The organism is Leisingera sp. ABD4_442 (genome assembly GCF_056160905.1).
In genome coordinates, this window is record NZ_JBSWYB010000029.1 from 1 (window position 1) to 25,990 (window position 25,990).

General features: G+C 63.4%; 22 protein-coding genes. 10 read left to right on the forward strand and 12 right to left on the reverse strand.

Annotation, left to right across the window (positions count from 1 at the left end; genetic code table 11):
* Positions 1-917, reverse strand: a 917-nt coding sequence (gene glyA / locus ACXAHG_RS17630) for a serine hydroxymethyltransferase (protein ID WP_475059393.1), incomplete at its 3' end; no start/stop codon positions are given.
* A gap of 168 nt (positions 918-1,085) precedes the next feature.
* On the opposite strand from glyA, the gene ACXAHG_RS17635 reads away from it, so the two are divergent.
* Positions 1,086-1,847 carry an NAD kinase gene (locus ACXAHG_RS17635; RefSeq protein WP_475042626.1) on the forward strand — a complete coding sequence of 254 codons (762 nt, stop codon included), beginning with the start codon at positions 1,086-1,088 and terminating at the stop codon, positions 1,845-1,847.
* A gap of 453 nt (positions 1,848-2,300) precedes the next feature.
* On the opposite strand, the gene ACXAHG_RS17640 is transcribed toward ACXAHG_RS17635, so the two are convergent.
* The 4 genes from ACXAHG_RS17640 to ACXAHG_RS17655 form a co-directional block, all read right to left on the reverse strand.
* A complete protein-coding gene (locus ACXAHG_RS17640; protein WP_475042628.1) occupies positions 2,301-3,746 on the reverse strand; it encodes an amidase family protein in 1,446 nt (481 codons plus the stop codon).
* A gap of 192 nt (positions 3,747-3,938) precedes the next feature.
* The gene (prpE, locus tag ACXAHG_RS17645) at positions 3,939-5,828 is read right to left on the reverse strand and encodes a propionate-CoA ligase PrpE (protein ID WP_475059395.1); all 1,890 of its coding nucleotides are present in this window, start codon (positions 5,826-5,828) and stop codon (positions 3,939-3,941) included.
* Positions 5,829-6,091: 263 nt separating this feature from the next.
* Entirely contained in the window at positions 6,092-6,484 is a 393-nt protein-coding gene (locus tag ACXAHG_RS17650; protein ID WP_475059398.1) for a GFA family protein, read from the reverse strand.
* Positions 6,485-6,545: 61 nt separating this feature from the next.
* Complete coding sequence (locus tag ACXAHG_RS17655; protein WP_475059400.1) at positions 6,546-8,819, reverse strand: NADP-dependent malic enzyme; 2,274 nt, start codon at positions 8,817-8,819, stop codon at positions 6,546-6,548.
* 163 nt (positions 8,820-8,982) lie between these two features.
* Between ACXAHG_RS17655 and ACXAHG_RS17660 the strand changes: the two genes are divergently transcribed.
* The 6 genes from ACXAHG_RS17660 to ACXAHG_RS17685 all read left to right on the forward strand — a co-directional run bounded on the left by ACXAHG_RS17660 (position 8,983) and on the right by ACXAHG_RS17685 (position 15,307).
* Positions 8,983-10,068, forward strand: coding sequence for a cupin domain-containing protein (locus ACXAHG_RS17660; protein ID WP_475059402.1), 1,086 nt, complete (start codon positions 8,983-8,985; stop codon positions 10,066-10,068).
* A gap of 106 nt (positions 10,069-10,174) precedes the next feature.
* Positions 10,175-10,567, forward strand: a complete 393-nt coding sequence (locus ACXAHG_RS17665; RefSeq protein WP_475042637.1) for a cytidine deaminase — start codon at positions 10,175-10,177, stop codon at positions 10,565-10,567.
* Positions 10,567-11,868: a thymidine phosphorylase gene (locus ACXAHG_RS17670; RefSeq protein ID WP_475059404.1), complete on the forward strand. Its 1,302-nt coding sequence runs from the start codon at positions 10,567-10,569 to the stop codon at positions 11,866-11,868. Before ACXAHG_RS17665 ends, ACXAHG_RS17670 begins: the two co-directional genes overlap by 1 nt.
* Positions 11,868-13,079 carry a phosphopentomutase gene (locus tag ACXAHG_RS17675; RefSeq protein ID WP_475059406.1) on the forward strand — a complete coding sequence of 404 codons (1,212 nt, stop codon included), beginning with the start codon at positions 11,868-11,870 and terminating at the stop codon, positions 13,077-13,079. The genes ACXAHG_RS17670 and ACXAHG_RS17675 overlap by 1 nt, the downstream gene beginning before the upstream one ends.
* A gap of 76 nt (positions 13,080-13,155) precedes the next feature.
* Positions 13,156-13,788, forward strand: coding sequence for a uracil phosphoribosyltransferase (upp, locus tag ACXAHG_RS17680; RefSeq protein WP_475059409.1), 633 nt, complete (start codon positions 13,156-13,158; stop codon positions 13,786-13,788).
* A gap of 172 nt (positions 13,789-13,960) precedes the next feature.
* Positions 13,961-15,307 carry an SPOR domain-containing protein gene (locus ACXAHG_RS17685; protein ID WP_475059412.1) on the forward strand — a complete coding sequence of 449 codons (1,347 nt, stop codon included), beginning with the start codon at positions 13,961-13,963 and terminating at the stop codon, positions 15,305-15,307.
* Positions 15,308-15,375: 68 nt separating this feature from the next.
* Here ACXAHG_RS17685 and ACXAHG_RS17690 read toward each other — a convergent pair whose 3' ends face one another.
* The 3 genes from ACXAHG_RS17690 to ACXAHG_RS17700 form a co-directional block, all read right to left on the reverse strand.
* The gene (locus ACXAHG_RS17690) at positions 15,376-15,819 is read right to left on the reverse strand and encodes a PACE efflux transporter (protein WP_475042646.1); all 444 of its coding nucleotides are present in this window, start codon (positions 15,817-15,819) and stop codon (positions 15,376-15,378) included.
* 116 nt (positions 15,820-15,935) lie between these two features.
* Entirely contained in the window at positions 15,936-16,946 is a 1,011-nt protein-coding gene (locus ACXAHG_RS17695; RefSeq protein WP_475042648.1) for a hypothetical protein, read from the reverse strand.
* Between the two features lie 105 nt (positions 16,947-17,051).
* Positions 17,052-18,680: an AMP-binding protein gene (locus ACXAHG_RS17700; RefSeq protein ID WP_475059415.1), complete on the reverse strand. Its 1,629-nt coding sequence runs from the start codon at positions 18,678-18,680 to the stop codon at positions 17,052-17,054.
* A gap of 76 nt (positions 18,681-18,756) precedes the next feature.
* Here ACXAHG_RS17700 and ACXAHG_RS17705 point away from each other — a divergent pair, with 76 nt between their 5' ends.
* From ACXAHG_RS17705 to ACXAHG_RS17715, 3 genes are all read left to right on the forward strand, one after another.
* Positions 18,757-19,680: a DMT family transporter gene (locus tag ACXAHG_RS17705; protein ID WP_475059417.1), complete on the forward strand. Its 924-nt coding sequence runs from the start codon at positions 18,757-18,759 to the stop codon at positions 19,678-19,680.
* A gap of 138 nt (positions 19,681-19,818) precedes the next feature.
* Complete coding sequence (locus ACXAHG_RS17710; protein WP_475059419.1) at positions 19,819-20,484, forward strand: sulfotransferase family protein; 666 nt, start codon at positions 19,819-19,821, stop codon at positions 20,482-20,484.
* 182 nt (positions 20,485-20,666) lie between these two features.
* Complete coding sequence (locus ACXAHG_RS17715) at positions 20,667-21,344, forward strand: Hint domain-containing protein (RefSeq protein ID WP_475059422.1); 678 nt, start codon at positions 20,667-20,669, stop codon at positions 21,342-21,344.
* 81 nt (positions 21,345-21,425) lie between these two features.
* Here ACXAHG_RS17715 and ACXAHG_RS17720 read toward each other — a convergent pair whose 3' ends face one another.
* Genes ACXAHG_RS17720 through ACXAHG_RS17735 form a run of 4 tightly spaced genes read right to left on the reverse strand, consistent with a single transcriptional unit; the run spans position 21,426 to position 25,963 of the window.
* Entirely contained in the window at positions 21,426-23,627 is a 2,202-nt protein-coding gene (locus ACXAHG_RS17720) for a 3-hydroxyacyl-CoA dehydrogenase NAD-binding domain-containing protein (protein ID WP_475059424.1), read from the reverse strand.
* Complete coding sequence (locus tag ACXAHG_RS17725; RefSeq protein ID WP_475059426.1) at positions 23,624-24,109, reverse strand: cupin domain-containing protein; 486 nt, start codon at positions 24,107-24,109, stop codon at positions 23,624-23,626. The genes ACXAHG_RS17720 and ACXAHG_RS17725 overlap by 4 nt, the downstream gene beginning before the upstream one ends.
* Positions 24,109-25,320, reverse strand: a complete 1,212-nt coding sequence (locus tag ACXAHG_RS17730) for an acetyl-CoA C-acetyltransferase (RefSeq protein ID WP_475059429.1) — start codon at positions 25,318-25,320, stop codon at positions 24,109-24,111. Before ACXAHG_RS17730 ends, ACXAHG_RS17725 begins: the two co-directional genes overlap by 1 nt.
* A gap of 10 nt (positions 25,321-25,330) precedes the next feature.
* Positions 25,331-25,963: a glutathione S-transferase family protein gene (locus ACXAHG_RS17735; protein ID WP_475042660.1), complete on the reverse strand. Its 633-nt coding sequence runs from the start codon at positions 25,961-25,963 to the stop codon at positions 25,331-25,333.
* Positions 25,964-25,990: the final 27 nt, after the last annotated feature.

The following is a 25,990-nucleotide window of genomic DNA, read 5'->3' on the forward strand; positions in this document are numbered from 1 at the left end:
TCCGCCAGCGCCGCCGCGTTCGCCTTCACCTGCTGCTGGTAGGCCTTGAACTCCGGCTTCAGCGCCTCGCCGAAGGCCGCCGCCTTGCCGGCGATCACATGCATCAGCGGGCCGCCCTGGATGCCGGGGAAGATCGCCGAGTTCACCTTCTTGGCGATCGCCTCGTCATTGGTCAGGATCATGCCGCCGCGGGGGCCGCGCAGGGTCTTGTGGGTGGTGGTGGTGGCCACATGCGCATGCGGGAAGGGCGAGGGGTGCTCGCCGGCCGCAACCAGCCCTGCAAAATGCGCCATGTCGACGTGCAGATAGGCGCCGACCTTGTCGGCAATGGCGCGGAAGCGGGCAAAGTCGATGACGCGCGGAATGGCGGAGCCGCCGGCGATGATCAGCTTCGGCTGATGCTCAACCGCGAGCGCTTCCAGCTGGTCGTAGTCGATCAGGTTGTCGTCGCGGCGCACGCCGTAGGAGACCGCGTTGAACCACTTGCCCGACTGGTTCGGCGCGGCGCCGTGGGTCAGGTGGCCGCCGGAGGCCAGATCCATGCCCAGGATGGTGTCGCCGGGCTTCAAGAGCGCCTGGAACACGCCCTGGTTGGCCTGGGAGCCGGAGTTCGGCTGCACGTTTGCGTATTCGCAGCCAAAGAGTTCCTTGGCGCGGTCGATGGCCAGGTTTTCGGCGACGTCGACATACTGGCAGCCGCCATAGTAGCGGCGCCCCGGGTAGCCTTCGGCATATTTGTTGGTCAGGACAGAGCCTTGCGCTTCCATCACCGCGGCCGAGACGATGTTCTCGGAGGCGATCAGCTCAATCTCGTCGCGCTGGCGGCCCAGCTCGGCCGTGATCGAGGCGTAAAGTTCAGGATCGCGCTCAGAAAGCGCTTGGGTGAAAAAGCCGGGGTCACGGGTCGCTTCAGTCATGGTGGCTCCGTTGGAGTAGGGATCAGAATTGCTGGTTTCGTATCGGAAACTTCATTGCGCAGGAAGCCTGTAAAGCGACATTTCCCTGCGACAGAACGGCAACTATGGTCTTTGCAGGAAAGCTGTGATTGTTTCGGAACCACATGCCTAACACCGGAAACAGATTTGATGGGTTTGAGAATCGCCTTTTTGGCAAGTGACGCCGAAGCAGCGCAGGATGCCTTGTCTGGCCTCAGCCGCCGCTACGGCCATGTCCCCCCCGAACAGGCTGATATTATCGTGGCCCTGGGCGGGGACGGTTTCATGCTGCGGACCCTGCACACCATGGTGGATCACCCGGCACCGGTTTATGGCATGAACCGCGGAACTGTCGGGTTTCTGATGAACGAATACCGCGAAGACGGGCTGATCGAGCGACTGGAGGAGGCGGTTCAGGAGATCATCAATCCCCTGTCGATGACCGCCATGGACCGCCGCGGCGCTGTGCATCAGGCATTGGCCATCAATGAGGTCTCGCTGTTGCGTGCAGGTCCCCAGGCGGCGCGTCTGCGAATTTCGGTGGATGGGCGCGTGCGGATGGAGGAGCTGGTCTGTGATGGGGCTCTGGTGTCCACGCCGGCCGGATCCACCGCTTATAACTATTCTGCGCACGGGCCGATCCTTCCGATCGGGGCTGATGTGCTGGCGCTGACTGCGATTGCGGCGTTCCGGCCCCGGCGCTGGCGGGGGGCATTGCTGCCCAGCAACGCAATGGTGCGATTTGACGTGCTGGAGGCTGACAAGCGCCCGGTGATGGCCGACGCAGACTCCATTTCTGTGGCGGATATCGACTGGGTTGAAATCCGGACAGATACGCAAATACGCCATAAAATCCTGTTTGATCCGGGCCATGGGCTCGAAGAAAGACTGATTTCTGAGCAGTTTACCTAGAGGATTAACGGCGGGTTCACGGTTTTGTGAACATTCAGGTAACGATTCTGTGCGAAGATTTACCCACAGGCAGGTGTGGATGGTATCTGCTGAAGGTCTGAAGTGCCGCAGAGCCGTTCCGGTATTTTGAATGTTGCCGTTTTCTGAGTTGTCCACTGGTCATGCCTGCTGAACCTTATGTGAAGACGCCGGGTTCTCTGACGATAGAGGCGAGCGCTTTTGGTAGTGAGTAGACTGGGTACGGAAGTTCCCCGGGGGCGGCTCAACCCGTTCCCCGGGACCTTATGCGCAGCGGTCCTATGCGCCGGGGCTGTGCTTTGCTCCTTTGTGCCGCCAAAAGCGGGCAACGGATCGTGTCGCAGCCCTAATCGAGCGGCTTTGAACGGTTTGGTACCGGTTTGACCTGCATTTCCTGAAAGATCATTCGGCCGATTATGGGGGAGGCGGGAACTGTTAGGCTTGGCCGTCTGCCTGCATCCGGTCCCACAGCGGCAGGCACATGCGGCCCGCCCTGGCTTCGATTGCGGCGCAGGCGTCCACCGCCAGATCCTCGCGCCAGCGGCGCGCAGCGATCTGGACATTGATGGGCTGCGGCCCTTTTGACAGCGGCGCCAGCCGGGCCGGGACCGATGCTGCGGGCAGGCCAAGGAAGTTCATCGCATAGGAATAGACTGCGCAGCCCAGCACCTCATGCACCCCATCAGCCCCTTCGGTATCGCGGTCCGGTTTGAAGAAAGGCTGCGGCAGGAAGGGGGACAGCACCAGTGGGAACTTCTCCATAAACAATGACCACTGACGCGCGTAATGGGTGCGCTTGGCCATCATTTTCAAGAGTTCCTCCCCGGCAAAAGGCGGAAACTCCTGGAAATAGACGGCGAAGATATCGCGTACGGTCTGCGAGCCCGCGGCGTCCACGTCGCCCTTCATCAGCGCGTAAATTTCGCCCATCAGCGCCCGGTAGCCAGTGCGCCCGGCCTCGAATACATTGGGGGGATCCGCCTCTTCAACTTGATAGCCTGCATCACGCAGTGCATCGCGGGCGAAGTCCAGCGCCGCCTCGACCTCGGGGTGCAGGTCGTAGCCGTAGGTGTTCTTGGTAAAGGCGACCTTCACCGGTCCCTCCAGCGCCGCACCGCGCCAGGGTAGAGGCACATGAAACGGGTCGCGCGGGTCCGGCGCGATGAGGCTGGGCATCGACAGGTGCAAATCCTCCGCCGAACGGGTGATCAGGCCTTGAACTGACATTAGCTGCGCCAGCAGCCCGCGTTCGGCGCTCTGGCTTGGATTCCAGGCCGGCACCCGGCCCAGGCCCGGCTTTACTGTGATTGCGCCATTGGCGGCGGCGGGAAAGCGCAAGCTGCCGCCGATGTCATTGCCGTGGCCCAGGGCGCCGATCCCGGCCATCACCGCAGCCCCTGCGCCGCCCGAAGAGCCGCCGGCTGAGATATGCTTCCCCCAGGGGTTATGCGTGCGCCCGTGGAGAGGATTGTCGGTATCGGCGCGGAAGGAGAATTCCGGTGTGTTGGTGCGGCCGATCACCACTGCACCGGCCTTTTGCAAGTTCTCAACCACCGGGGCATCTGCCGGGGCAATCAGGTCTTTCAGCGCGGTGACCCCGTTAGAGGTCGCGTGGCCCTTCTGATCGACGTTGATCTTGATGGTAACCGGAACTCCGTGCAGCGGGCCGGGCGCAGCGCCGCTTGCGCGCGCCTTGTCCAGTGCACGGGCGCGCTCCAGCGCTTCGTTGCTCAAATCCTCGACAACTGCGTTCAGGGTGGGGTTCACCGCATTCATCCGGTTTGCCGAGGCCTGCACTGCGGCTTCGGCACTCAAATCGCCTGCGCGGGTCAAACCGGTCAGTTCTGTTGCGCTCAGGCGCCAAAGCTCTTCATTTGCCATCTGCTCTCTCCCTGGTTCTGCAGCCTAGGCGGGCAGGGGAGAGTTGCAAGAAAAACCGGGCGGCAGAACGCCGGAATTCTGCGAGAATTCCGGTCTGTTTTCCGGCTCGGAAAACAGGCTCCGCCTGCTGGCGGAGCCTTGAAAATCCGCGCAGGATTTTTTGGCCGTTTCCCGCGCCGGGAAACGGGTGCATTACTTGGCGTAGCCGATGGTCTGCAGCGCTGCGGTGATCTCGTCCAGGATTGCCGGGTCGTCGATGGTGGCGGGCATCTTCCACGGGGTGCCATCGGCGATGTTGACCATGGTGCCGCGCAGGATCTTGCCGGAGCGGGTCTTGGGCAGGCGGTCCACTACCACCGCCAGCTTGAAGGCGGCGACCGGGCCGATCTTTTCGCGCACCAGCTTGACCACCTCAGCCACCACGTCGCCGTGGTCGCGGTCCGCACCGGCATTGAGGCACAGGAAGCCCACCGGCATCTGCCCCTTGAGACTGTCGGCGACGCCGATCACTGCGCATTCTGCCACATCCGGATGGCCCGCCAGTACCTCTTCCATGCCACCGGTCGAGAGGCGATGCCCGGCCACGTTGATCACATCATCGGTGCGCGCCATGATGTAGAGATAGCCGTCCTTGTCCTTCATGCCCGCATCGCCGGTCTCGTAATAGCCGGGGAAGGTGGTCAGGTAGCTCTTCTTGAACCGTTCCTCAGCGTTCCACAGGGTCGGCAAGGTGCCCGGCGGCAGCGGCAGTTTCACCGCAATTGCGCCCAGCTCGCCCGGTGCCACCGGATTGCCGCCCTCGTCCAGGATGTCGACCTCGTAGCCGGGCATTGGCACCGCCGGTGAGCCCAGCTTGGTCGGCAGTTCCTCAATCCCCAGCGGGTTTGCTGCAATTGACCAGCCGGTTTCGGTCTGCCACCAGTGGTCGACCACCGGAACCTTAAGCTGCTCCTGCGCCCAGGTGATGGTGTCCGGGTCCGCACGCTCGCCCGCCAGGTAAACCTGCTGCAGGCAGCTCAGGTCGTATTTCTTGACGTAGTCGCCCTTCGGATCCTCGCGTTTCACAGCGCGGAAGGCGGTCGGCGCGGTGAAGAAGCTCTTGACCTTATGTTCCGAAATCACCCGCCAGAAGGTGCCCGCATCCGGGGTGCCCACCGGCTTGCCCTCAAACACGATTGTGGTGTTGCCGTGGATAAGCGGCGCATAGCAGATATAGCTGTGGCCCACGACCCAGCCCACATCCGAGGCCGCCCAGAACACGTCGCCCGGATCGACGTTATAGATGTTCTTCATCGTCCAGTTCAGCGCCACCAGCTGGCCTGCGGTGTGGCGGATCACGCCTTTGGGCTGGCCAGTGGTGCCTGAGGTGTAGAGGATGTAGGAGGGGTGGTTGCCCTCGACGGGGACACATTCGGCAGGCTCAACACCGTATTGGAAGCCGTGCCAGTTCACGTCGCGGCCCGGGGTCAGCTCCGCCACTTCCTGCTCGCGCTGGAAGATCACGCAGAAGTCGGGCTTGTGGCTCGCCAGGTCGATGGCGCCGTCCAAGAGCGGTTTGTAGTGCACGATCCGGCCCGGCTCGATGCCGCAGGAGGCGGCGATGATCGCCTTGGGTTTGGCATCGTCGATCCGCACCGCCAGTTCATTGGAGGCAAAGCCGCCGAACACCACCGAATGCACTGCGCCAATGCGGGCGCAGGCCAGCATCGCTTCCGGCGCCTCGGGGATCATCGGCATGTAGATGATGACGCGGTCACCTTTCTCCACGCCCTTGGCACGCAGCGCTCCGGCAAGGGTGGCCACGCGGTTGCGCAGCTCGGCATAGGAGATCGCACGTTTGGTCTGGGTGACCGGGCTGTCATAAATGATCGCGGTCTGTTCGCCGCGCCCCTGTTCGACATGGCGGTCAACGGCGTTATAGCAGGTGTTCACCTTGGCATCGGCAAACCATTCATAAAGGCCTTCGCCCTTGTCAAACAGGGCCTGCTTCGGGGCCTCGTCCCAGCTGATCGCCTGGGCGGCCTCCATCCAGAAGGCTTCCGGGTCCTGCTGCCAGTCGGCGTAAATGTCCTGATATCCCATGGTGTTCATCTCCTCCTGCCTTCTGGGTAGGCGAGAAGGCGGCAAACGGGCAAGTTTTGAGCCGCCCTCACGCAAGGTTGGTCAAGGAATTTACAGCTTCACGCCCGCGCTTCAGGCTGTCTGTAAACTTTTTACAGTCCGGCATCTGTTTGCAGTTGCCTGGTTTTGCAAACAGGGCTTTGCTGCAGAATAATCAGGGGTTTCGGGCTGGAATTGCAAAACTGCAAATTCTGCGGCTGCAAATCCCGGCGGCAGCCCGGGAATCACCCGCCCGAGGATTTCGCGTAGCGGGGCAGGCTGTCTTTCACCTCCAGCCAGGTGACGTGTTCGGAATGGAACACGTGAAACCGCGGCGGCATATCGCTGGGGCTTTCCAGGGTTGCCGTGTAAAGGTGGATATTCGCCGTGTCCTTGGCATTGCGATAGGCCATTTGGGTTCCGCAGGCGCCGCAGAACAGCCGTTCGACAGTCTCCGAGGACTTGTAAACCGCGGGCGCCGCGCCGGACCATTCCACCGCGTCATGCGGCAGACCGAAAAATGCGGTGACAGGCGCCGCGCAGTTGCGGCGGCAATCGGCGCAGTGGCAATAACAGCTCCAGGCCGCCTCGGCCTGGCTCTCCCAATGCACGGCGCCGCAATGGCAATGCCCTTTCATGGCTGGTCCCCCTTGCTGGCCTCCCGGGATGGGCGGCCAGCGGTAATGCCCAGCCGCGGAGTTAACCGTAGTGCGCCACCGGGGTGCCGGCAATGGCGGCCATGTTCAAAAGCCCGCGCGCGGTGATCGACGGTGAAACGATATGCGCCCGGTTGCCCATGCCCATCAGGATCGGCCCCACTTCCAGCCCGCCGGCCCGCATCTTGAGGATGTTGCGCACACCAGAGGCCGCATCCGCATGGGCAAAGATCAGCACGTTGGCCGCACCCTCCAGCCGCGAGTTGGGGAAGATCCGCCCGCGCAGTTCAGGGTCCAGCGCGGTGTCGATATTCATCTCGCCCTCATAGGCGAAATCCCGGCGCTTGCCGTCCAGGATCTCCAGCGCGTCCCGCAGGCGCGAGCCGGTGTCGCAGGAGATATTGCCGAACTGCGATTGCGAACACAGCGCGATCTTCGGCTCGATCCCGAACCGGCGCACATGGCGGGCGGCCCCCATCACGGTCTCGGCGATCTGCTCCGGGGTTGGTTCGATCCGCACATGGGTGTCGGCGATGAACAGCGGCCCGTCTTCCAGGATCATCATCGACAACGCCCCGTGCGGCGAATAGCTGTTGCCGCCCAGCACCTGCTGCACATAGTTCATATGCCAGCGATATTCGCCAAAGGTGCCGCAGATCAGACTATCTGCCTCGCCCCGGTGCACCATGATGGCGCCGATCGCGGTGGTGTTGGTGCGCATGATCGCCTTGGCCAGATCCGGCGTCACACCCTTGCGCTGCATCACCTTGTGATAGCTGTTCCAATAGTCGTAATAGCGCGGATCGTTTTCCGGGTTCACCAACTGGAAATCGCGGCCCGGGCGCACGTCCAGCCCCAGTTTCTCGCAGCGCCTTTCGATGACTTCGGGGCGGCCGATCAGGATCGGGGTTTCGGTGGTCTCCTCCAGGATCGCTTGCGCGGCGCGCAGCACGCGCTCGTCCTCGCCCTCGGCAAAGACAATCCGGCGGGCAGCAGCGCGTGCCGCCTCGAACACCGGCCGCATCAAGAGGGCCGATTTGAACACCGTCTGGTTCAGCTTCTGCTTATAGGCCTCGATATCCTCGATCGGGCGGGTTGCCACGCCGCTTTCCATCGCTGCCTTGGCCACGGCAGAGGACACCACGGCCACCAGCCGCGGATCAAAGGGTTTGGGGATCAGGTAATCAGCGCCGAAATTCAGCTGCTCGCCCTTATAGGCTGCGGCGGCCTCGGCGCTGGTGGTGGCCCGGGCCAGTTCCGCAATGCCGTCGACACAGGCGATCTGCATTTCGTCATTGATCTCGGTCGCGCCGACGTCCAGCGCCCCGCGAAAGATGAAGGGAAAGCACAGCACGTTGTTGACCTGATTGGGGAAATCGCTGCGCCCTGTGGCAATGATCGCCTCCGGCGCCACCTTGCGGGCGGCTTCCGGCATGATCTCCGGCGTCGGGTTGGCCAGGGCAAAGATGATCGGCCGCTCCGCCATCTTCTCCACCATCTCCGGCTTCAGCACATTGGGGCCGGAGAGGCCGAGGAACAGGTCGGCGCCGTCCACCACCTCGTCCAATGTCCGCTTGTCCGAGGCCTGGGCAAAGGCCGCTTTCTGCGGGTTCATATCCTCGGTCCGGCCCTCATAGACCAGCCCGTGAATATCGCACAGCCAGATGTTCTCGCGCTTCACCCCCAGCTTCACCAGCATGTTGAGGCAGGCAATCCCCGCAGCGCCGCCGCCGGTGGAGACGATCTTGATCTCCTCAAACGACTTGCCCGCCACATGCAGCGCATTTTTGGCGGCCGCTCCCACCACAATCGCGGTGCCATGCTGGTCGTCGTGAAAGACCGGAATGCCCATGCGCTCGCGGCAGATTTTCTCGACGATAAAGCAGTCAGGCGCCTTGATGTCTTCTAGGTTGATCGCGCCAAACGTCGGCTCCAGCGAACAGACGATTTCCGCCAGTTTTTCCGGATCGCTTTCGTTGACTTCAATGTCAAAGCAGTCAATGCCCGCGAAGTTCTTGAACAGAACCGCCTTGCCTTCCATCACCGGCTTGGACGCCAGCGCACCGATGTTCCCCAATCCCAGAACCGCCGAGCCGTTCGACACAACCGCAACCAGATTGCCGCGCGAGGTATAGCGGGCGGCATTGCCCGCGTCCGCCTTGATCTCGGTGCAGGCCTCCGCCACGCCGGGGGAATAGGCACGGGCCAGGTCGCGCCCGTTGGCCATGGGCTTGGTGGCGCGGATCTCCAGCTTACCGGGCTGCGGAAACTCGTGATAGTTGAGCGCAGCTTGGCGCAGGTTCTGTGAATCGGACATCTGGCGCTCCTCGGAAACCCTATTGTTTAGCGTTAAACCATTTTTTCTGCCGGAAACCTAGTCCAAACTGACGCAAATGGACGCGGCGGCAGAGGCGGCGGCGGGTTCTTGCATTCACTCTGCCGCAAGGTCACTCTCCTGCAAAATGAATTGGGAGTGAAAAATGAGCGACGCAATCGCCGAATTCCGCCTGCCGACAGATGACCTGCGCAATGATATTCCGTTTTTTACCAAAGTCTTGGGTATGAAGATGGATATGATTTATCCGGCGGATGATCCGCGCATTGCCGTCTTCTCCGGCCACGGGCTGCGGCTCAGGATTGAAAAGGGGGCCGCGGAAGACCCCGGCACTATCCGTATTCTGACAGAAGATCCTGATGGATTTGCCGAAGGGCAGCGCCGTCTGACAGCGCCCAACGGAACGAAGATCGAGATCGAAGAACGCCACCCGCCAATGGTGATGCCGGAAACCGTGCACAGCTTCGTGGTGCGCCGCCTGAAAGACCAGGCGCCCTGGATCATCGGCCGCGCGGGCATGCATTACCGCGACCTGGTGCCGGACCGGCTGGGCGGCTCGATCATCGCCAGCCACATCCGCATTCCCGACGGCGGACCGGTGCCGGATATGGTGCATTTCCACCGGGTCGGTTTCCAGCTGATCTTCTGCATCCACGGCTGGGTTGATGTGGTCTACGAGGACCAGGGCGAAAAGATGCGTCTGACCGCGGGCGATTGCTTCATCCAGCCCCCCGAAATCCGCCACCGCGTGCTGGAGGCGAGCGACAACGTGCAGGTGATCGAAATCGGCGTGCCTGCTGAGCATGTCACCGAGATCGACCACGAGATGACCCTGCCCACACCGCATTACCGGCCCGAACGCGAATGGCAGGGCCAGCGTTTTGTCTACAACAGGGCCGAAGGTGCGGAATGGCTTCCGTTCCGTCTGCCGGGCTATATCTGCCGCGACACCACCATTGCCGAAAACACCAAGGGCGTCGCGGGTGTGCAGGTGGTGCGCCGGGGTGAAGGAGACCCGCAATGGGCCGCCCATGACACCGACATCCACTTCACTTTTGTGATGAATGGCGCGGTCACGCTGGAGGGCGAGGGCCGTGAGCCCTACCGGCTGGAGCAAGGCGATGCCTTTGTCATCCCGCCCGGCATGAAGACCCGTCTCAGCGATCCGTCTGGCGAAGTGGAACTGCTGGAGGTGACCTTGCCAGGCGTGTTCAATACCACGCTGGCCTAAACTCAAACCTGACCAGAGAACAGCATCCGGGGGGCTTCCGCTCCCCGGGGCATTTCAGCTAGGCTGCGGCATTCTGACCAGATGATCAAAAAACGGGGAATCATCAATGAGCCTCAAAGCCGCCGCCGCTGCCGTCCGTGAAAACGCCCACGCACCCTATTCCAATTTCAAGGTCGGCGCTGCCATCCGCTCGGCCTCGGGCCAGATTTATGTAGGGTGCAACGTCGAAAACGTGGCCTACCCCGAAGGCACCTGCGCCGAGGCCGGCGCCATCGCCGCCATGGTGGCCGCGGGAGAGACGGAACTGGCCGAGGTCTATGTGATCGCCGACAGCCCGGCGCCGGTGCCGCCGTGCGGCGGCTGCCGCCAGAAGCTTAAGGAATTCGGCGCAGGCAGCGTTAAGGTCACCATGGGCACCACTGATGGCGCCGAGCAGGAAATCACCATCGGCGCGTTGCTGCCCGGCGCCTTTGATGCGGGCCATATGGAGCGGACCTGATGGACGCCCGCGCCATCAACGCACAGCTGCGGCGCGGTGATACACCCGGCGAGGACGCGCTGCGCTGGTTTGCCGAAGGACTGGCCAGCGGCGCGGTATCTGACGCCCAGGCCGGCGCCTTTGCCATGGCCGTTTGCCTGCAGGGTCTCAGCACCGAAGGCCGCCGCGCCCTGACGCTGGCGATGCGCGACACCGGCGATGTGCTGGCCTGGGACCTGGACGGCCCGGTGCTGGACAAGCACTCGACCGGCGGCGTGGGCGATTGCGTCTCGCTGCTGCTGGCGCCGGCGCTGGCGGCCTGTGGCGCCTATGTGCCGATGATTTCCGGCCGCGGGCTGGGCCACACCGGCGGCACGCTCGACAAGCTGGAGGCCATTCCCGGCCTCTCCACCCAAGTCAGCGAAGACCGCCTGCGGGGCATGATGCAGGACATCGGTTGCGCCATCGTTGGCGCCACGGCGCAGATCGCTCCGGCGGACAAGCGGCTTTATGCGATCCGCGATGTGACCGCGACGGTGGAAAGCCTGGACCTGATCACCGCCTCGATCCTCTCCAAGAAACTCGCCGCCTCCCCGGACGCGCTGGTGCTGGACGTCAAGATCGGCTCCGGCGCCTTCATGAAGACTGCGGATGATGCCCGTGCGCTGGCGCAATCGCTGTGCGACACTGCCAATGCGGCGGGCTGCAAGACCTCGGCGCTGATCACCGACATGAACCAGCCGCTGGCGCCCGCGCTTGGCAATGCGCTGGAGGTGGCAGAGGTGATGCAAGTGCTGACCGGCGGCGCACAAGGCCCGCTGGCTGAGATAACCGCCATTCTGGGCGGTGAACTGCTGGCCCTGTCAGGCCTCGCAGCCGAGGCAAGGGAAGGTGCAGCAAAGATTACAGCAACCCTCAGCGACGGCCGCGCGGCGGATCGCTTCGCCCGGATGATCGCTGCCATGGGCGGCCCTGCGGATTTTGCCGCCACCTGGCAGGATCACCTGCCCGGCGCGGAAGTGGTGCGCGAGGTGAAGTCCCCCGAAGCCGGGCATGTTGCTGCCATGAACGGCGAAGCGCTTGGCCTGGCCGTTGTCGCCCTTGGCGGCGGCCGGATGGTCGAGAGCGACCGTATTCACCCGGGCGTCGGCATATCGGACATCGTCCGCCTGGGCGAGAACATCAGGGCAGGGGAGACACTTGCCCGCATCCACGCCGCCAGCGATGAAGCTGCAGACATGGCAGAGGCCGCAGTCCTTGCAGCCATTGCCATTGGGGCGGTACCCGGCACCCTGCCATTGGTTCACGAAAGGATCTCCTGATGCCGCGAGCCTTTGTTGTGGTGATGGATTCCGCCGGAATAGGCGGCGCGCCGGATGCCGGCGCCTTCTTCAATGGCGATCTGCCTGACCTCGGTGCCAATACGCTGGCCCATATCGTGCAGGCCTGCGCAGCCGGAGAAGCAGAGGAGGGCCGCAGCGGCCCCCTGCAAGTGCCGAACATGGAACGCCTCGGCCTTGGCGCGGCCATGCGGCTGGCTTCATCTGTGCCCTTTCCGGGACTGGATGCCGAACCGCAGGGGATATGGGGCTGCGCCCGCGAACTCAGCCGCGGCAAGGACACACCGTCAGGCCATTGGGAGCTGGCAGGCCTGCCGGTCCCCTGGGACTGGCACTACTTTCCCGATCAGGCGCCGTCGTTTCCTGAAGACCTTTCAGCCTTTGTAGCAGAGCAGGCTGGCACGGCTGGCATTCTCGGCAATTGCCATGCCTCCGGCACCAAAATCATCAATGACCTCGGCGCTGAACACATTCGGACCGGCAAACCAATCTGCTACACCTCTGCCGACAGCGTGTTCCAAATCGCCGCGCATGAGGAGGCCTTTGGTCTAGACCGTCTGCTGAGCCTTTGCGAGGCCGTTGCGCCGCGCCTGCACGCGATGAAAGTGGGCCGTGTCATCGCGCGCCCGTTCCTGGGCTCCGCGGAAGACGGCTTTACCCGCACCACCAACCGCCGCGACTATGCAATCACGCCGCCGGCGCCGGTGCTGACCAACTGGGTTCAGGACGCAGAAGGCAGTGTCCATGCCATCGGCAAGATCGGCGATATCTTCACCATGGCCGGCATCGACACCCTGAAAAAAGGCCCGGATGCCAAGCTGATGGAGCATCTATTTGAAGCTGTGGAGACAGCAGAGGACGGCAGCCTGACCTTTGCCAACTTTGTCGAGTTCGACAGCCTGTACGGCCACACCCGCGACATTTCCGGCTATGCCCGCGCGCTGGAATGGTTCGACGCGGAACTGGGCCGCCTGCTGCCCAAGCTGCGCAAGGGCGACCTGCTGCTGCTCACTGCCGATCACGGCAACGACCCCAGCTGGCCGGGTTCCGACCACACTCGCGAACAGGTGCCGGTTCTGATCGCGGGGCTTGACGCCGGCACCATCGGGCAGGTCAAATTCGCCGATGTGGCAGCCTCAATCGCCGCCCACCTGAATGTTCTGGCCCAGGGCCCCGGCAAGAGTTTTCTTTGACCCTATGGTCAAAACCTGCTTGCCTGCCGCCGCCAAGCCCGTAAAAGCGCGCAAAACCAAATTTTAGGAGTGCCCCATGACCGACCACCTGACCGTTGTTGATCACCCGCTTGTGCAGCACAAGCTGACCTTGATGCGGGACAAGGGGACCTCGACCCAGGGCTTCCGCCGCCTGCTACGCGAGATCACCCAGCTGCTGGCCTATGAAATCACCCGCGAAATGCCGCTGACCACCACCACCATCGACACCCCGATGGAGGAAATGGAAGCGCCGATCCTGGCGGGCAAGAAAATGGCGCTGGTGTCGATCCTGCGCGCGGGCAACGGCATGCTGGATGGGGTGCTGGAGCTGGTGCCCTCAGCCCGTGTCGGCTTTGTCGGCCTCTACCGCGACGAGGAAACCCTGAAGCCGGTGCAATATTACTTCAAGGCGCCGGAAGGGCTGAAGGACCGGCTGGTGATCGCCGTTGACCCGATGCTGGCCACCGGCAACAGCTCGGCTGCCGCCATCGACCTGCTCAAGGATGCCGGCGCGACTGACATCCGATTCCTCTGCCTGCTGGCCGCGCCCGAAGGCGTCGAACGGATGAAGGAAGCTCACCCGGATGTGCCAATCGTCACCGCCTCGCTGGACCGCCAGCTGAATGAGAAGGGCTATATCCTGCCGGGCCTCGGAGATGCCGGCGACCGGATGTTCGGCACCAAGTGATCCCTTACTGGCCAAGGCGTTCCCAAGCGCCTTGGCCTCTGCTCCGGGTATGAGCGCAATTTTATTTCAATTGACGCAAAAATTGCCCGGTTGCTGCCTTATTGTTGCCGCGGAATCTTTACTCACAGGCCGGATTCGGGCATCCTGTTGCCATATTTTGTGGGGCGCAGGAATGAAAATAACTAGAATTATTGCACTGGCCATCATCGCGGGGACAACCTGCGCAGCAGGTATACAGGCACAAACCCTGCGTGAAACCAGTCCACCCGCCGAATTCCCGCCCTTGTCTTACAAAGGCAAGCAGTATGTGGACAGCCGCGGCTGTGTCTATATCCGCGCAGGTATCGACGGCAATGTCAGCTGGATTCCGCGGGTGACCCGCTCACGCAAGCAGATCTGCGGGTTTGCACCGACAAAACTGGCTGGCACCACGGCTCAGCAGCAAGTTGCGCCGCCGCCGGAGTTGATCACTCTGGAGCCCAGCCAGCAGCCTGCGCAAACCGCTTCGGCGCCACCAGCCAAGCGCACAGCCCCACCAGCCAAGCCTTCTGCAGCTGCACCGGCAGCTGTCACCACAGCCAAGCCGCGCCGCACGCCGCAATCCACCAGCGCCCGCCCGGCGGCGGTGGCGGCAGCTCCAGCGGCCAAGCCAGCCCCTCAAAAAGTGGTCCGGGTGACGCCTAAACCGGCTCCGGCACCAGCAGCACCGGCGGCAGCGCAGCCCGCTGCTGACGGTGCATGTCAGGGGCTGTCGGATATCAGCCGCCAGTACACAAACTCCACCGGCGTGCGTTGCGGTCCGCAGCGCAAAGCCCCGGTAACCTATGGCGGCCAGGTCAGCGGTCCGCGGTCTTCGGTGCAGCTGACGCCGAACACCCGCGTGGTGCAGACGCATATCTACCAGGACCGCCGGCTCAGCAACAGTTTTACGGTGCCGGAAGGCTACCGCCCGGTCTGGACCGATGGCCGGCTCAACCCGCAGCGGGCAGTGCGCACCGTACGCCCCGCTGTGGTCACTGCCTTTGCCCAGGCCCCGCAAGGGTATGAAACAGTGGAGCGCGCTGACGGCCGGATGAACCCGATGCGCGGCGTGCGCACCGCAGAGGGCGATGCGCAGATGGCGCAGATCTGGACCAATGGGGTGCCGCGCAAGCTGGTGCAGCTGCCGCTGGACCGCCCCGAGGTGACGCTGCCGCGCGATGTGCGCCGCAGCCCGGCAGAGGCGCAGCCTTCCGGCCTGCGCCTGTCCACCCGGTCCGAACCCGGTGCTGCCGCGCCTAAAGAGCGGGCCGCAGTGCGCTATGTCCGTGCCGCGACCATTGCCGATCCTGCCCAGGCCAAGACGGCCGCCCGGCAGCTGGCCGCCACTGGTCTGCCCGTCCGTCTCGGCACTGTCAGCCGCAAGGGCCAGGCCTACAAGGTGGTGCTGGCCGGCCCCTTCCGCCAGGCTGCAGATGCCTCTGCTGCGCTGGCCAAGACGCAGGCCGCGGGGTTTGCGGGGGCCAGGCTGAGCAAGTAAGGGTCAAAAGAGACACACAAAAAGCCAGGGCTTGCCCTGGCTTTTTGCGTTACAGGGGCAGCGGCAGCTCAGAGGGCGCCAGCCGGGGTGTCAGGTTTGGGCCTAGGCAGTGGAAAGACGATGTCATAAGCCCAGTTGAAGCAAAACGCATAAACGAGGTAGAAGCCGGCAAAGCCAAGGTCCATGACCAGCGCCTCCAGCAGCGTGATGCCCAGGAACCACGCCAGAAAGGGCATCAGCGCCAGCAACAGACCCAGTTCAAACAGGACAGCATGCACCACCCGCAGCAATACGGTCTTTTGCGTGGTTCCGGCCAGCCGCTGCATGGCGCGGTCAAACAACAGATTGTAGCCATAGTTCCATAGTGTCGCCAGCGTGGCGCAGACCAGCGCGGCAATGCCGAAATGCTGCATTGGAATGTGAAACAGCCAGGCCCCGGCGGGTGTCACCAGCAAGAGGCCAAGGATTTCAAATGATATGGCGTGACGGATCCGGTCTTTGGCAGTGCGCATGGCCTATCCCCGTGAATATTCCCGGGCCGTCCCGGAGCGCTGTCCCGGAATGGGGGAGGCCGTCCTCGCTTGGAAGCCAAATTACCGCAAGGCCGGGCATTTTCAAGGGGGCAGAGTCAGCCGCAGATGTTTTGCAGCTGCACCCAGTCGCGGTCGTTCAGCACCGGCTCCAGCTCGCGGCCCGCCATCGGATCGGCCTCGATCAGCCCCAGAACCGTCTCGCCGGTGATGTCCAGCGCATAGGCATAAGGGGAAGACGGCAGCGCCGCACGGGCAAATTCCGCCAGCAGCGCCTCGTCGGCCAGCTGCGGCCGCGGACTGGACAGGGTCGCCTCGGAATAGGCGTCCAGCGCGGCGCGGTCCAGATCGCCGGTGGTCAGCAGCTTGAAGGTGGCCAGGAAGCCGCCTGCCTCCAGCAGCTCCTGCATCGGGTCGCTGGCTTCAGCCCGGGCACGTTCCGCGAGCACCGCCCCCGCAGCGACCGCCGGGTCCTCAAAATCCTCGACGAAGGAGCGGTTCAGCAAAACGATGCCGCCAGGCAGATGCAGGCTGCCGGGAATGCCGGACCGCAGAATGGCCAGCTGCCGCACACCGGTGCGCTGTGCCAGCTTGGTCAGGATCGGCGCCGCTTCGGGCGTAGCGCAGGCCGGGCCTGAAACCCGCTCGATCCGTCCCAGCAGGGCCTGGCCGATGGCCTTGCGCTTGATATCCGGCACCACGCTGACGGTATGGCGGGTCACGGCGCCGGGCAGCCACAGCACCAGCAGCGCCAGCACCAGCGCCAATGTGCCAAGAATGCCGATCGCCCGCAGCCGCCCGGGCCGCGCGCGGGAGCGGCCAATGGCCGTTTGCACCCGGGCGATGGCCTCCAGCATGGCGGTCTCGTCTCGGGCCAGCTCCAGCGTCTCTCCGGGGTCTCCATCGGGGTGGAACAGGGCCGGGAATTCCCCGGGGTTGGCGCGCTCCACCGCCGCCAGCGACCAATGCGCCAGGGGCAGATCGTTCATGCTGGAAATGGTCAGCGTCGCATCGCCCAGCGAGATGATCACATCCCGCCGCTGCGCCTCAGGATCTGCGCGCCACAGGCCCGCAGCCTCCAGCCGCTCAAATTCCTTCAATGCCGTCATGCAGCCTGCCCGGTCCCCATCCGTATCGTTGGCGCCAGAATAAGCATATAAAACAAGGGCGGCAATTTGCTTTGCCGCCCCTGAACGCAGTTTTGCCAAGGAAAGTTACAGGTTCTTGGCGATTTTCCTCAGCTCGAACTTCTGGATCTTGCCGGTGGAGGTCTTGGGCAACTCCTGGAACACGACTTTCTTGGGCGCCTTGAAGCCCGCCAGAGTCTCGCGGGTGAAGGCGATCAGCGCCGCAGCGTCTTCCTTCGCCCCGGCTTTCAGTTCGACAAAGGCGCAGGGCACCTCGCCCCATTTCTCATCCGGCATCGCCGCAACCGCGGCCAGCAGCACATCCGGATGCGCCATCAGCACGCCCTCCACCTCGACAGAGGAGATGTTCTCGCCGCCGGAGATGATGATGTCTTTGGCCCGGTCGGCGATCTGGATGTAGCCGTCGGGGTGCTGCACTGCCAGGTCGCCCGAGTTGAAATAGCCGCCCTTGAACGCCTCGGCGGTGGCCTCGGGGTTCTTGAGATACCCTTTCATCACCACATTGCCGCGCAGGGCAATCTCGCCCTGGGCTTGGCCGTCCATCGGCAGCACATTGTGTTCGCTGTCGCGCACCACCACCGGCTCCAGCATCGGCATGGCGACACCCTGGCGGGATTTCTTGGCGGCAATGCCGGCCTTGTCCAGCGCGTCCCAGTCCTCTGCTTTCCAGTAGCATTCGGTGACATGGCCGAAGGTCTCGGTCAGGCCGTAGACATGGGTGATGTTGAAGCCAAGGTTCTCGATCTTCGACAGCGTTGCAGGGGCGGGCGGGGCGCCGGCGGTGAAGACCTCGACCGTGTGGTCAAAGGTGCGGCGTTCCTCGTCCAATGCGTTGACGATCATGTTCAGCACGATCGGCGCCCCGCCGAAATGGGTGACGCCTTCGTAATGGATGGCGTTGTAGATGTTCTGTGCGGTGATATCGCGGCAGCAAACCAGAGTGCCGCCCACCAGCGGCATCATCCAGGTGTGGTTCCAGCCGTTGCAGTGGAACAGCGGCACGATGGTCAGGTAGACCGGATGCAGCACCATCCGCCAGGACACCACCGTGCCCATGGTCATCAGATAGGCGCCGCGGTGGTGATAGACCACGCCCTTGGGCCGCCCGGTGGTGCCGGAGGTGTAGTTCAGCGCCAGGCTTTCCCACTCATCCTCGGGCATGATCCACTGGAACTCCGGATCGCCGCTGGCCAGCAGCGCCTCGTATTCCATGTGGCGGCCGGTGGCGTGCCAGGTCGCCTGATCATCAGCCACTTCAATGAGGATGGGGGCGGGGCCGTCCATTTCCTCCACGGCGGCCTCCGCCAGCTCAATGAACTGCGGATCGACCAGCACCGCCTTGGCCTCGCCGTGTCCGAAGATATAGGCAACCGTGCCCACGTCCAGGCGGGTGTTGATGGTGTTCAGCACTGCGCCGCAGGCGGGCACGCCGAAATGCGCCTCAGCCTGGGCCGGGATGTTGGGCAGCAGGGTCGCCACCACATCGCCGGGCTTCACCCCCAGCTGGACCAGGCCGGAGGCCAGGCGGGTGCAGCGCTCGTGATACTCCGCGTAACTCTTGCGGTGCTTGCCATAGCTGACCGCCAGACGGTCCGGAAACACCTGCGCCGCCCGCTGCAGATGGCTGAGCGGCGTCAGCGGCACATAATTCGCGGCGGTCTTCTCCAGACCGGTTTCATCCGCCATCCACCCCATCAGTTTCCTCCCCTGAATCACTTTGGTGTCGCTTAGAGGACAGATATTGCGGAAAGTTGCGGGCAATGGGAAGAGTATGAAACAAACAGCAACTCTTTCCGCTCAGGGCAGCAGTCAGGCCGCAGCGGCGCAATGTATGGTTGCGGCCATGACCATCATCGGCATGACCGACAATGCGGTGCCCGCCATGGCAGAGCATATCGGGCTGGGCCAATTCTACATCCTGCGCACTATCGTCGCACTGCCGCTGTTGTGGCTGATGGCGCGGGCGGGACTGGGCGGCATGATGCCGGCGCGGATCTGGCCGGTCACCCTGCGGGCGCTGCTGCTTGCGGTCTCAATGGTGTTCTACTTCTCTGCCGTGGCGCTGATGCCGATTGCCCAGGCGCTGGCAGGGCTGTTCACCTCGCCGATCCTGATCGTGGTGATCTCGGTACTGTTCCTGCGGATGCAGATCGGGTTGTTCCGCATTGCGGCTGTTGCGGCCGGCTTCCTGGGGGTGCTTTTGGTGCTGCAGCCGGATCCCGCGGATTTTGACTGGCTGATCCTGCTGCCGGTGGCGGGCGGGCTGTTCTATGCCCTGGGCTCCATCGCCACCGGGCGCCTTTGCCAGGGCGAAAGCACGGTGGCAATGCTGTTTGCCTATTTGCTGGTGCAGGCGCTGCTGGGCGGGCTGGCGCTTGCGGGGCTTGAGCTTTGGCCGCAGCCGGTGCCGGAAGGCGCCGAGGGGTTCCTGACCCGCGGCTGGGTCTGGACGCTGATGGAGATTTGGCCGCTGGTTCTGCTGCAGGGGTTTGCAGCCGTTGGCGGCGTGTTCCTGATCACCAAGGCCTATCAGCTGGGCGAGGCGTCTTTTGTGTCGGTCTTCGAGTATTCGGTGATGATTGTCGGCCCGGCCTTTGCCTGGGTTGTGTTCGGCCAGGCGCTGGACGGCTGGCAGATGCTGGGCATTGCGCTGATCATGGGCGCAGGTTCCACCATCGCGTTGCGCTCAAGGTAGCTGGGACAGGGGCGCTGCCCCTCTTGGCCCCAGGGGCCAATTCACCCCGGAGTATTTGAAACCAGAAAGAAGCAGAAGGAAGGGGCAGGGGCCATGGCCGCTGTTTCCTTCGGCGGGCAGATTGCCTAGGGTCGGAGCATGATCCTGTCGCTGGGCCGCCAATACGTCTTTATCCATATTCCCAAGACCGGCGGCACGGCGCTGGCGCTGGCGCTGGAAGCACGCGCCATGGCAGATGACATGATGCTGGGCGACACGCCCAAGGCCCTGAAGCGCCGCCGCCGCCTGAAGGGCGCACAGGCGCGCGGGCGGCTATGGAAGCATTCCACCCTGGCCGATATCGAAGGGCTGGTGCCGCAGGACACATTGCGCGGCCTCTTTGCCTTTACCCTGGTGCGCAACCCCTGGGACCGGGCGGTCAGCTATTACCACTGGCTGCGCGAACAAAGCTTCGATCATCCGGCCATCGGCCTGGCCCAAGGCCTGGACTTCCGCGCCTTTGTTAAGCACCCGCAGATCATCGGTGCCTTCCGCGGCAGCCCTGCCGCCTCATACATGCGCCATGCGGACGGGGCGGAGCAATGCCGGCTGTATATCCGCCTGGAGCGTTTTCAGGAGGATGCCCAGCCCTTGTTTGATCACCTCGGGTTTTCCCTGGAGTTGCCCCGGATCAACGAAAGCGGACGGCAGCGGGACTGGCGGTCCTATTATGATGATGCCGCGGCCGAGGCGATTGGCAGGGCCTGCGCGGATGACATTGCGCAATTTGAATACTCTTTTAACGATTCGCGCGTATCCCAATGACATGACACAGCGCCAAGCCTGGCGGTATGGGGCCAAACAGGTTCCAAACCTGCGGATTGGTGCAAGACCATGAACAGTGACTGTTTCTTGCCGTATTTGCGCGCTCTTAATGCCGCGGTTTGCAGCAAGGATCGGAACCCGGCCGGCGGGCAGAATGCCCAGGCCGCAGGAAAGGAACGCGGATGCTGGATTGGCTCCTGAAACGCGCGCCGGTCTCGTCGGGACGGGCGATGAGCAGCGGTTTTCCCCTGATCCCCGTGGGCCAGGGCGGATTTCTGGCAGGCACCCATGTAGCCTCCAACCTGGGCTGGCGCGAGGTGGAGGCGCTGGCGGTAGGCGACAAGGTGCTGACCTTCGACCATGGCATGCAGCCGGTTCTGGAGCTGCAGCGCGAGACCATCGTGCCGGGCGAGGGTGAGCTAGACCCGGCCCGCTGCCCGCTGCTGGTGCCGCGCGATGCGCTAATGAACCGGGTGCCGCTTTGGCTGATGCCGGATCAGGGCGTGCTGCTGGAAAGCGAGCTGGTGGAGGACGCCCAGGGCGACCCCTTTGCCGTGGTGCCGGCCTGCACACTGGAAGGCTACCGCGGCATCCGCCGGATGCATCCAGGGGCGCAGCTGGATTTGGTGACGCCGCGCTTTGCCCAGGATCAAGTGATCTATCTTGAGGCCGGGATGCTGGGCTTTTCTGCCGCCCCGCGCAACCTGATGTGCGGCCGCGTCTTCAACGAAGAGAGCGCCTACAGGGTGCTGCCGCCGGAAGAGGCGCGCGGGCTGGTTTTGTCGATGATGGCTGAGGAAGAGTATTGGCCCGCAGACGGCGCGGTGCTGGGGGCGGAGCGCCCTTCTGTCAGGATGTAACATGAGAAACATCCGGTAACATTTTGCAGAAAATAGGAAAACGGCCAGCAAATCGCTGACCGTTTCCATTCAAGCCGCAGGTTAGGCAGCCGCAGATTGGTCCGGCGCAAAGCGGGTGTAAAAGCTTTGGCTCTTTTCGGCCATCTCCCGCAGCAGCGGCGGGCAGGCGAAGCGCTCTCCGAACTTTTCGGTCAGGCTGTCGCAGCGCTCCGCCGCGTATGGCGTGCCGAGGATGTCCAGCCAGCTGAGCGGGCCGCCGGACCAGGGTGCAAAGCCCCAGGCCAGGATCGCGCCGACGTCGCCCTCGCGGATGTCCATCAGCACGCCTTCCTCCAGGGCGCGCACCGCTTCCAGCACCTGAGAAAACATCAGCCGCTCCTGCACTTCAATCATGTCGGGCTGCTCCGCCGCCGACGGGTATTTCTCCTGCAGGCCTGTCCAGTATTCGACGCGCTTGCCCTTGTCGTCGTACTCAAAGAAGCCTGCATTCGACTTGCGCCCCAGACGGCCCTGTTCCTCCATCCAGAAGATCAGATCATCCGCCGGGCTTTGCGGATAGGCATCGCCCATCGCAGCCTTGGTGGCACGGGCAATCTTGGCACCAAGGTCAATCGAGGTCTCATCGGTCAGCTGCACCGGCCCCACCGGGAAGCCAAGCTGCCGCGCCGCGTTGTCGATCAGGACGGGCGAGACGCCCTCGGTGATCATCCGCATCCCTTCGTTGATGTAGGGGATGATGCAGCGGTTGGCGTAGAAAAAACGCGCATCGTTGACCACGATCGGCGTCTTGCGGATCTGGCGCACGTAGTCCAGCGCCTTGGCCACCGCGCGGTCGCCGGTCTCCTTGCCCTTGATGATCTCCACCAGGAACATCTTCTCGACGGGCGAGAAGAAGTGGATGCCGATGAACTGCTCCGGCCGGCTCGATGCCTTGGCCAACTCGGTGATCGGCAGGGTGGACGTGTTGGAGGCAAAAATGCAGTCTTCGGGAATGATCGCCTCGACCTTTTGGGTCATCTCGGCCTTGACACCGGGGTCTTCGAACACGGCCTCGATGATCAGGTCGCAGCCCTTCAGCGCGTCCAGATCCGGGGTGGCTGTGATCTGCGCCAGCAGCGCCTCTTTCTTCTCAGGCGTGGCTTTGCCGCGTTTGATGCCCTTGTCCATGTAAGCTTCGGAGTAGGCCTTGCCCTTGTCGGCGGCGTCCTGGTCGCGGTCGATCAGCACCACCTCCATACCGGCCTGAGCAGACACCAGCGCAATGCCGGCCCCCATCATGCCAGCCCCCAGCACGCCGATCTTCTTTACCTGCTGGTCCGGCACATCCTTGGGCCGCACAGCACCTTTCTCAAGCGCCTGCTTGTTCAGAAACAGGCTGCGGATCATCGCCGAGGAAGAGGGGTTCATCAGGATCGAGGTGAAGTGCCGCGCCTCGATCCTAAGCGCGGTGTCAAAGTCCACCAGCGCGCCTTCATAGATGGAGGACAGCAGCGCCTTGGCTGCCGGGAAGGCGCCCTGGGTCTTGCCGTTCACCATGGCGGAGGCGCCGACAAAGGTCATGAAACCCGCCGGGTGATACGGCGCGCCGCCGGGCATCTTGTAGCCCTTGGCGTCCCAGGGTTTTACAAGGTCCGAGGGTTTGGCGTTCAGCACCCACTCCCTGGCCGCCGCTAGCGCATCATCGGCCACGGCGTCGATCAGTTGCGCACCTTTGGCTTTCTTCGGGTCCATCATCTTGCCTTCCAGCAGGACAGGCGCCGCCGCCATTGCGCCCACCATGCGGGAGTACCGCGTGGTGCCGCCGCCGCCGGGGAAGATGCCGATCATGATCTCGGGCAGGCCGATTTTCGCCTTGGGGTTGGAGGTCATCACCCGGTGATGGCAGGCCAGCGCAATCTCAGTGCCGATGCCGGCGCAGGTGCCGTTGATGGCACAGGCGACCGGCTTGCCGCCCTTCTTGGTCTTCGGGTCCATGCCCGCCAGCTCCAGCTTGCGCAGGATGCGGTGGCCGCCCATGGTGAAGTCGAACAACCCTTGGGCCGGGTTCTCACCCGACTCCTCGCGGATCGTTGCCAGCACGTTCAGATCCATGCCGCCGGCAAAGTCCTTCTTGCCGCTGGTGATCACGATGCCCTTGACCGCTTCGTCTTCCAGCGCCCGGTCCACGTATTCCTCCACCAGGCTAAAGGCCTCGCGGGTGAGGACGTTCATGCTCTTGCCCTCGGCGTCCCAGGTGATGATTGCGACGCCGTCTGCGTCCACGCCGTATTTGAAATCGCTCATGTGTCTTCTCCAGTCTGGTCAGCCGTCAGCGGGCTGCCGTCCTTGCGGGTGAAGGTGAAGTCGCCGCCGGCGAATTTCACCATCATGTCCAAATCGCTGTAATAGCCGGTCTCGGTTGCGGTGCGTGTGCCCACCACCAGAAACGCCGCGGGCTTGTCCGAACGGTTCACCAGGTGGTGGCCGTTCTCCTCGCCCGCCGGGAAGGCGGCACAGTCGCCGGGCATCATCTCATGCGCGCCCTGATCGTCGATCAGGGTGCAGATGCCTTCAGTCACCATCACGAACTCGTCCTGCTCCATGTGGTAATGGCGCAAGGAAGACACCGCGCCGGGTTCCAGCCGCACGATGTTGACACCGAACTGGCTGAGCCCGCCAGGGTCGCCCAAGGGCTGCACGCTGCGGCCTGCGCAGGGCTCAGCCAGCTTGCCGGGATAGCCCGATCCGGAGCGCCAGGGCAGTTGGGAAAGGTCCAGCTTTGCCATCAGACGCGCTCGATGATGGTGGCGGCGCCCATGCCGGATGCGATGCACAGGGTGGCAAGCCCCGTTTCCTTGTCCTGCCGCTCCAGCTCATCCAGCAGGGTGCCGATGATGATCGCACCGGTGGCGCCCAGCGGGTGGCCCATGGCGATGGAGCCGCCGTTGACGTTCACCAGTTCCGGATCGACGTCAAACGCCTGCTGGAAGCGCAGCACGACGGATGCAAAGGCCTCATTCACCTCAAACAGGTCCAGATCGCCAATGGTCATGCCGGTGTCGGCCAGGATTTTCTCGGTCACCGGCACCGGGCCGGTCAGCATGATGGTCGGATCGGTGCCGATCTTGGCGGTGGCCTTGATGCGCGCGCGCGGTTTCAGGCCATGGCGTTCGCCGAACTCCTTGTTGCCGATCAGCAGCGCTGCAGCACCGTCGACGATGCCGGACGAGTTGCCCGCGTGGTGGATGTGGTTGATCCGCTCCAGATGCGGGTATTTCAGCATTGCCACTTTGTCGAAGCCCGGCATCTGCTCACCCATCATCTGGAACGCAGGGTTCAGCGACCCCAGCGCCTGCATATCGGTGCCGGGGCGCATGTATTCGTCGTGGGCCAGGATCGGCAGGCCGTTCTGATCGGTGACTGTGATAACGGATTTGCCGAACCGCTTCTCCTCCCAGGCCTTGGCGGCCCGGCGCTGGCTCTCCATTGCCAAAGCGTCTGCCTGATCGCGGGTGAAACCGTATTCGGTCGCGATAATATCGGCCGAAATGCCCTGCGGCACGAAATAGGTCTCCATCGCAAGGCTCGGATCCACCGCAATCGCCGCGCCGTCGCTGCCCATGGCCACCCGGCCCATCATCTCAACGCCGCCCGCGATATAGCCATCGCCCGCGCCGCCTTTCACCTGGTTTGCCGCCAGGTTCACCGCCTCCATGCCGGAAGCACAGAAGCGGTTGATCGCCAGGCCCGGAATGCGCTCGTCCAGGTCGGACGCCAGCACCGCCGAGCGCGCCAGACAGCCGCCCTGTTCCATCACCTGGGTGACATTGCCCCAGATCACATCCTCGACCGCATGCCCTTCGAGGTTGTTGCGCTCCTTGATCGCGTTCAGAGTCAGCGCCGACAGGCGGACCGAGGTCACCTCATGCAAGGCGCCATCCTTGCGCCCCTTGCCGCGCGGGGTGCGCAGCGCGTCATAGATATATGCGTCTGTCATTGTGCTCTCCTCACGCCCGGTCCGACGGGTTGCCGGGCATCAAATCATAGGGGTGTTTCCAGCCGGGCTGTTCGCTGATGCGGGTGAGCCAGGCGTCGATATTGGGCCAGTCGGTGCGGTCAAAGCCGAAGGGTTCGGGGTAATAGAGGTAGCTGCAGCAGCTGATGTCGGCATTGGTGAGGCCATCGCCCACAATCCACTCGCGGCCCTCCAGATGGTGTTCCAGCGTGGCATAGGCGGCCTTCAGGCGGCCTTGCATGAAGCTGATCACTTCTTGCGAGCGGTGCTGTTCCGGCAGGAAGTTGATCAGAAACCGGGTCATCCCGGCCTGGCTGGACATCTTGTGATTGTCCCACAGCACCCAGCGCAGCACCTCGTATTTATCCTCGGGGCGGCCGCCGAACTTGCCGGTCTTGTCGGTGATATACTGCTGGATCGCACCGGACTGGCTGAGTGTTACATCCCCGTCTACAAGAACCGGCGCTTCGGCCATGGCAGAGAAATCCCGGAACTCCGGCGTGCGGGCCGCGCCGCCGAAAAAATCGACAAAGACCGGTTCCCAGTCCAGCCCGGCCAGCTCCAGTGCCAGCGCGGCTTTGTAAGAGTTACCGCTTTCACCAAAGCAATGCAGTTTGAGTGTCATCTGTTTCTCCCTGTTTCGGATGGCGGA

What these genes read in the sequence shown, in the direction of transcription:
- ACXAHG_RS17635 (WP_475042626.1), top strand. Translation starts at nt 1,086, where the DNA reads ATGGGTTTGAGAATCGCCTTTTTGGCAAGTGACGCCGAAGCAGCGCAG.
- ACXAHG_RS17640 (WP_475042628.1), bottom strand. Translation starts at nt 3,746, where the DNA reads ATGGCAAATGAAGAGCTTTGGCGCCTGAGCGCAACAGAACTGACCGGT.
- prpE (WP_475059395.1), bottom strand. Translation starts at nt 5,828, where the DNA reads ATGGGATATCAGGACATTTACGCCGACTGGCAGCAGGACCCGGAAGCC.
- ACXAHG_RS17650 (WP_475059398.1), bottom strand. Translation starts at nt 6,484, where the DNA reads ATGAAAGGGCATTGCCATTGCGGCGCCGTGCATTGGGAGAGCCAGGCC.
- ACXAHG_RS17655 (WP_475059400.1), bottom strand. Translation starts at nt 8,819, where the DNA reads ATGTCCGATTCACAGAACCTGCGCCAAGCTGCGCTCAACTATCACGAG.
- ACXAHG_RS17660 (WP_475059402.1), top strand. Translation starts at nt 8,983, where the DNA reads ATGAGCGACGCAATCGCCGAATTCCGCCTGCCGACAGATGACCTGCGC.
- ACXAHG_RS17665 (WP_475042637.1), top strand. Translation starts at nt 10,175, where the DNA reads ATGAGCCTCAAAGCCGCCGCCGCTGCCGTCCGTGAAAACGCCCACGCA.
- ACXAHG_RS17670 (WP_475059404.1), top strand. Translation starts at nt 10,567, where the DNA reads ATGGACGCCCGCGCCATCAACGCACAGCTGCGGCGCGGTGATACACCC.
- ACXAHG_RS17675 (WP_475059406.1), top strand. Translation starts at nt 11,868, where the DNA reads ATGCCGCGAGCCTTTGTTGTGGTGATGGATTCCGCCGGAATAGGCGGC.
- upp (WP_475059409.1), top strand. Translation starts at nt 13,156, where the DNA reads ATGACCGACCACCTGACCGTTGTTGATCACCCGCTTGTGCAGCACAAG.
- ACXAHG_RS17685 (WP_475059412.1), top strand. Translation starts at nt 13,961, where the DNA reads ATGAAAATAACTAGAATTATTGCACTGGCCATCATCGCGGGGACAACC.
- ACXAHG_RS17690 (WP_475042646.1), bottom strand. Translation starts at nt 15,819, where the DNA reads ATGCGCACTGCCAAAGACCGGATCCGTCACGCCATATCATTTGAAATC.
- ACXAHG_RS17695 (WP_475042648.1), bottom strand. Translation starts at nt 16,946, where the DNA reads ATGACGGCATTGAAGGAATTTGAGCGGCTGGAGGCTGCGGGCCTGTGG.
- ACXAHG_RS17700 (WP_475059415.1), bottom strand. Translation starts at nt 18,680, where the DNA reads ATGGGGTGGATGGCGGATGAAACCGGTCTGGAGAAGACCGCCGCGAAT.
- ACXAHG_RS17705 (WP_475059417.1), top strand. Translation starts at nt 18,757, where the DNA reads ATGAAACAAACAGCAACTCTTTCCGCTCAGGGCAGCAGTCAGGCCGCA.
- ACXAHG_RS17710 (WP_475059419.1), top strand. Translation starts at nt 19,819, where the DNA reads ATGATCCTGTCGCTGGGCCGCCAATACGTCTTTATCCATATTCCCAAG.
- ACXAHG_RS17715 (WP_475059422.1), top strand. Translation starts at nt 20,667, where the DNA reads ATGCTGGATTGGCTCCTGAAACGCGCGCCGGTCTCGTCGGGACGGGCG.
- ACXAHG_RS17720 (WP_475059424.1), bottom strand. Translation starts at nt 23,627, where the DNA reads ATGAGCGATTTCAAATACGGCGTGGACGCAGACGGCGTCGCAATCATC.
- ACXAHG_RS17725 (WP_475059426.1), bottom strand. Translation starts at nt 24,109, where the DNA reads ATGGCAAAGCTGGACCTTTCCCAACTGCCCTGGCGCTCCGGATCGGGC.
- ACXAHG_RS17730 (WP_475059429.1), bottom strand. Translation starts at nt 25,320, where the DNA reads ATGACAGACGCATATATCTATGACGCGCTGCGCACCCCGCGCGGCAAG.
- ACXAHG_RS17735 (WP_475042660.1), bottom strand. Translation starts at nt 25,963, where the DNA reads ATGACACTCAAACTGCATTGCTTTGGTGAAAGCGGTAACTCTTACAAA.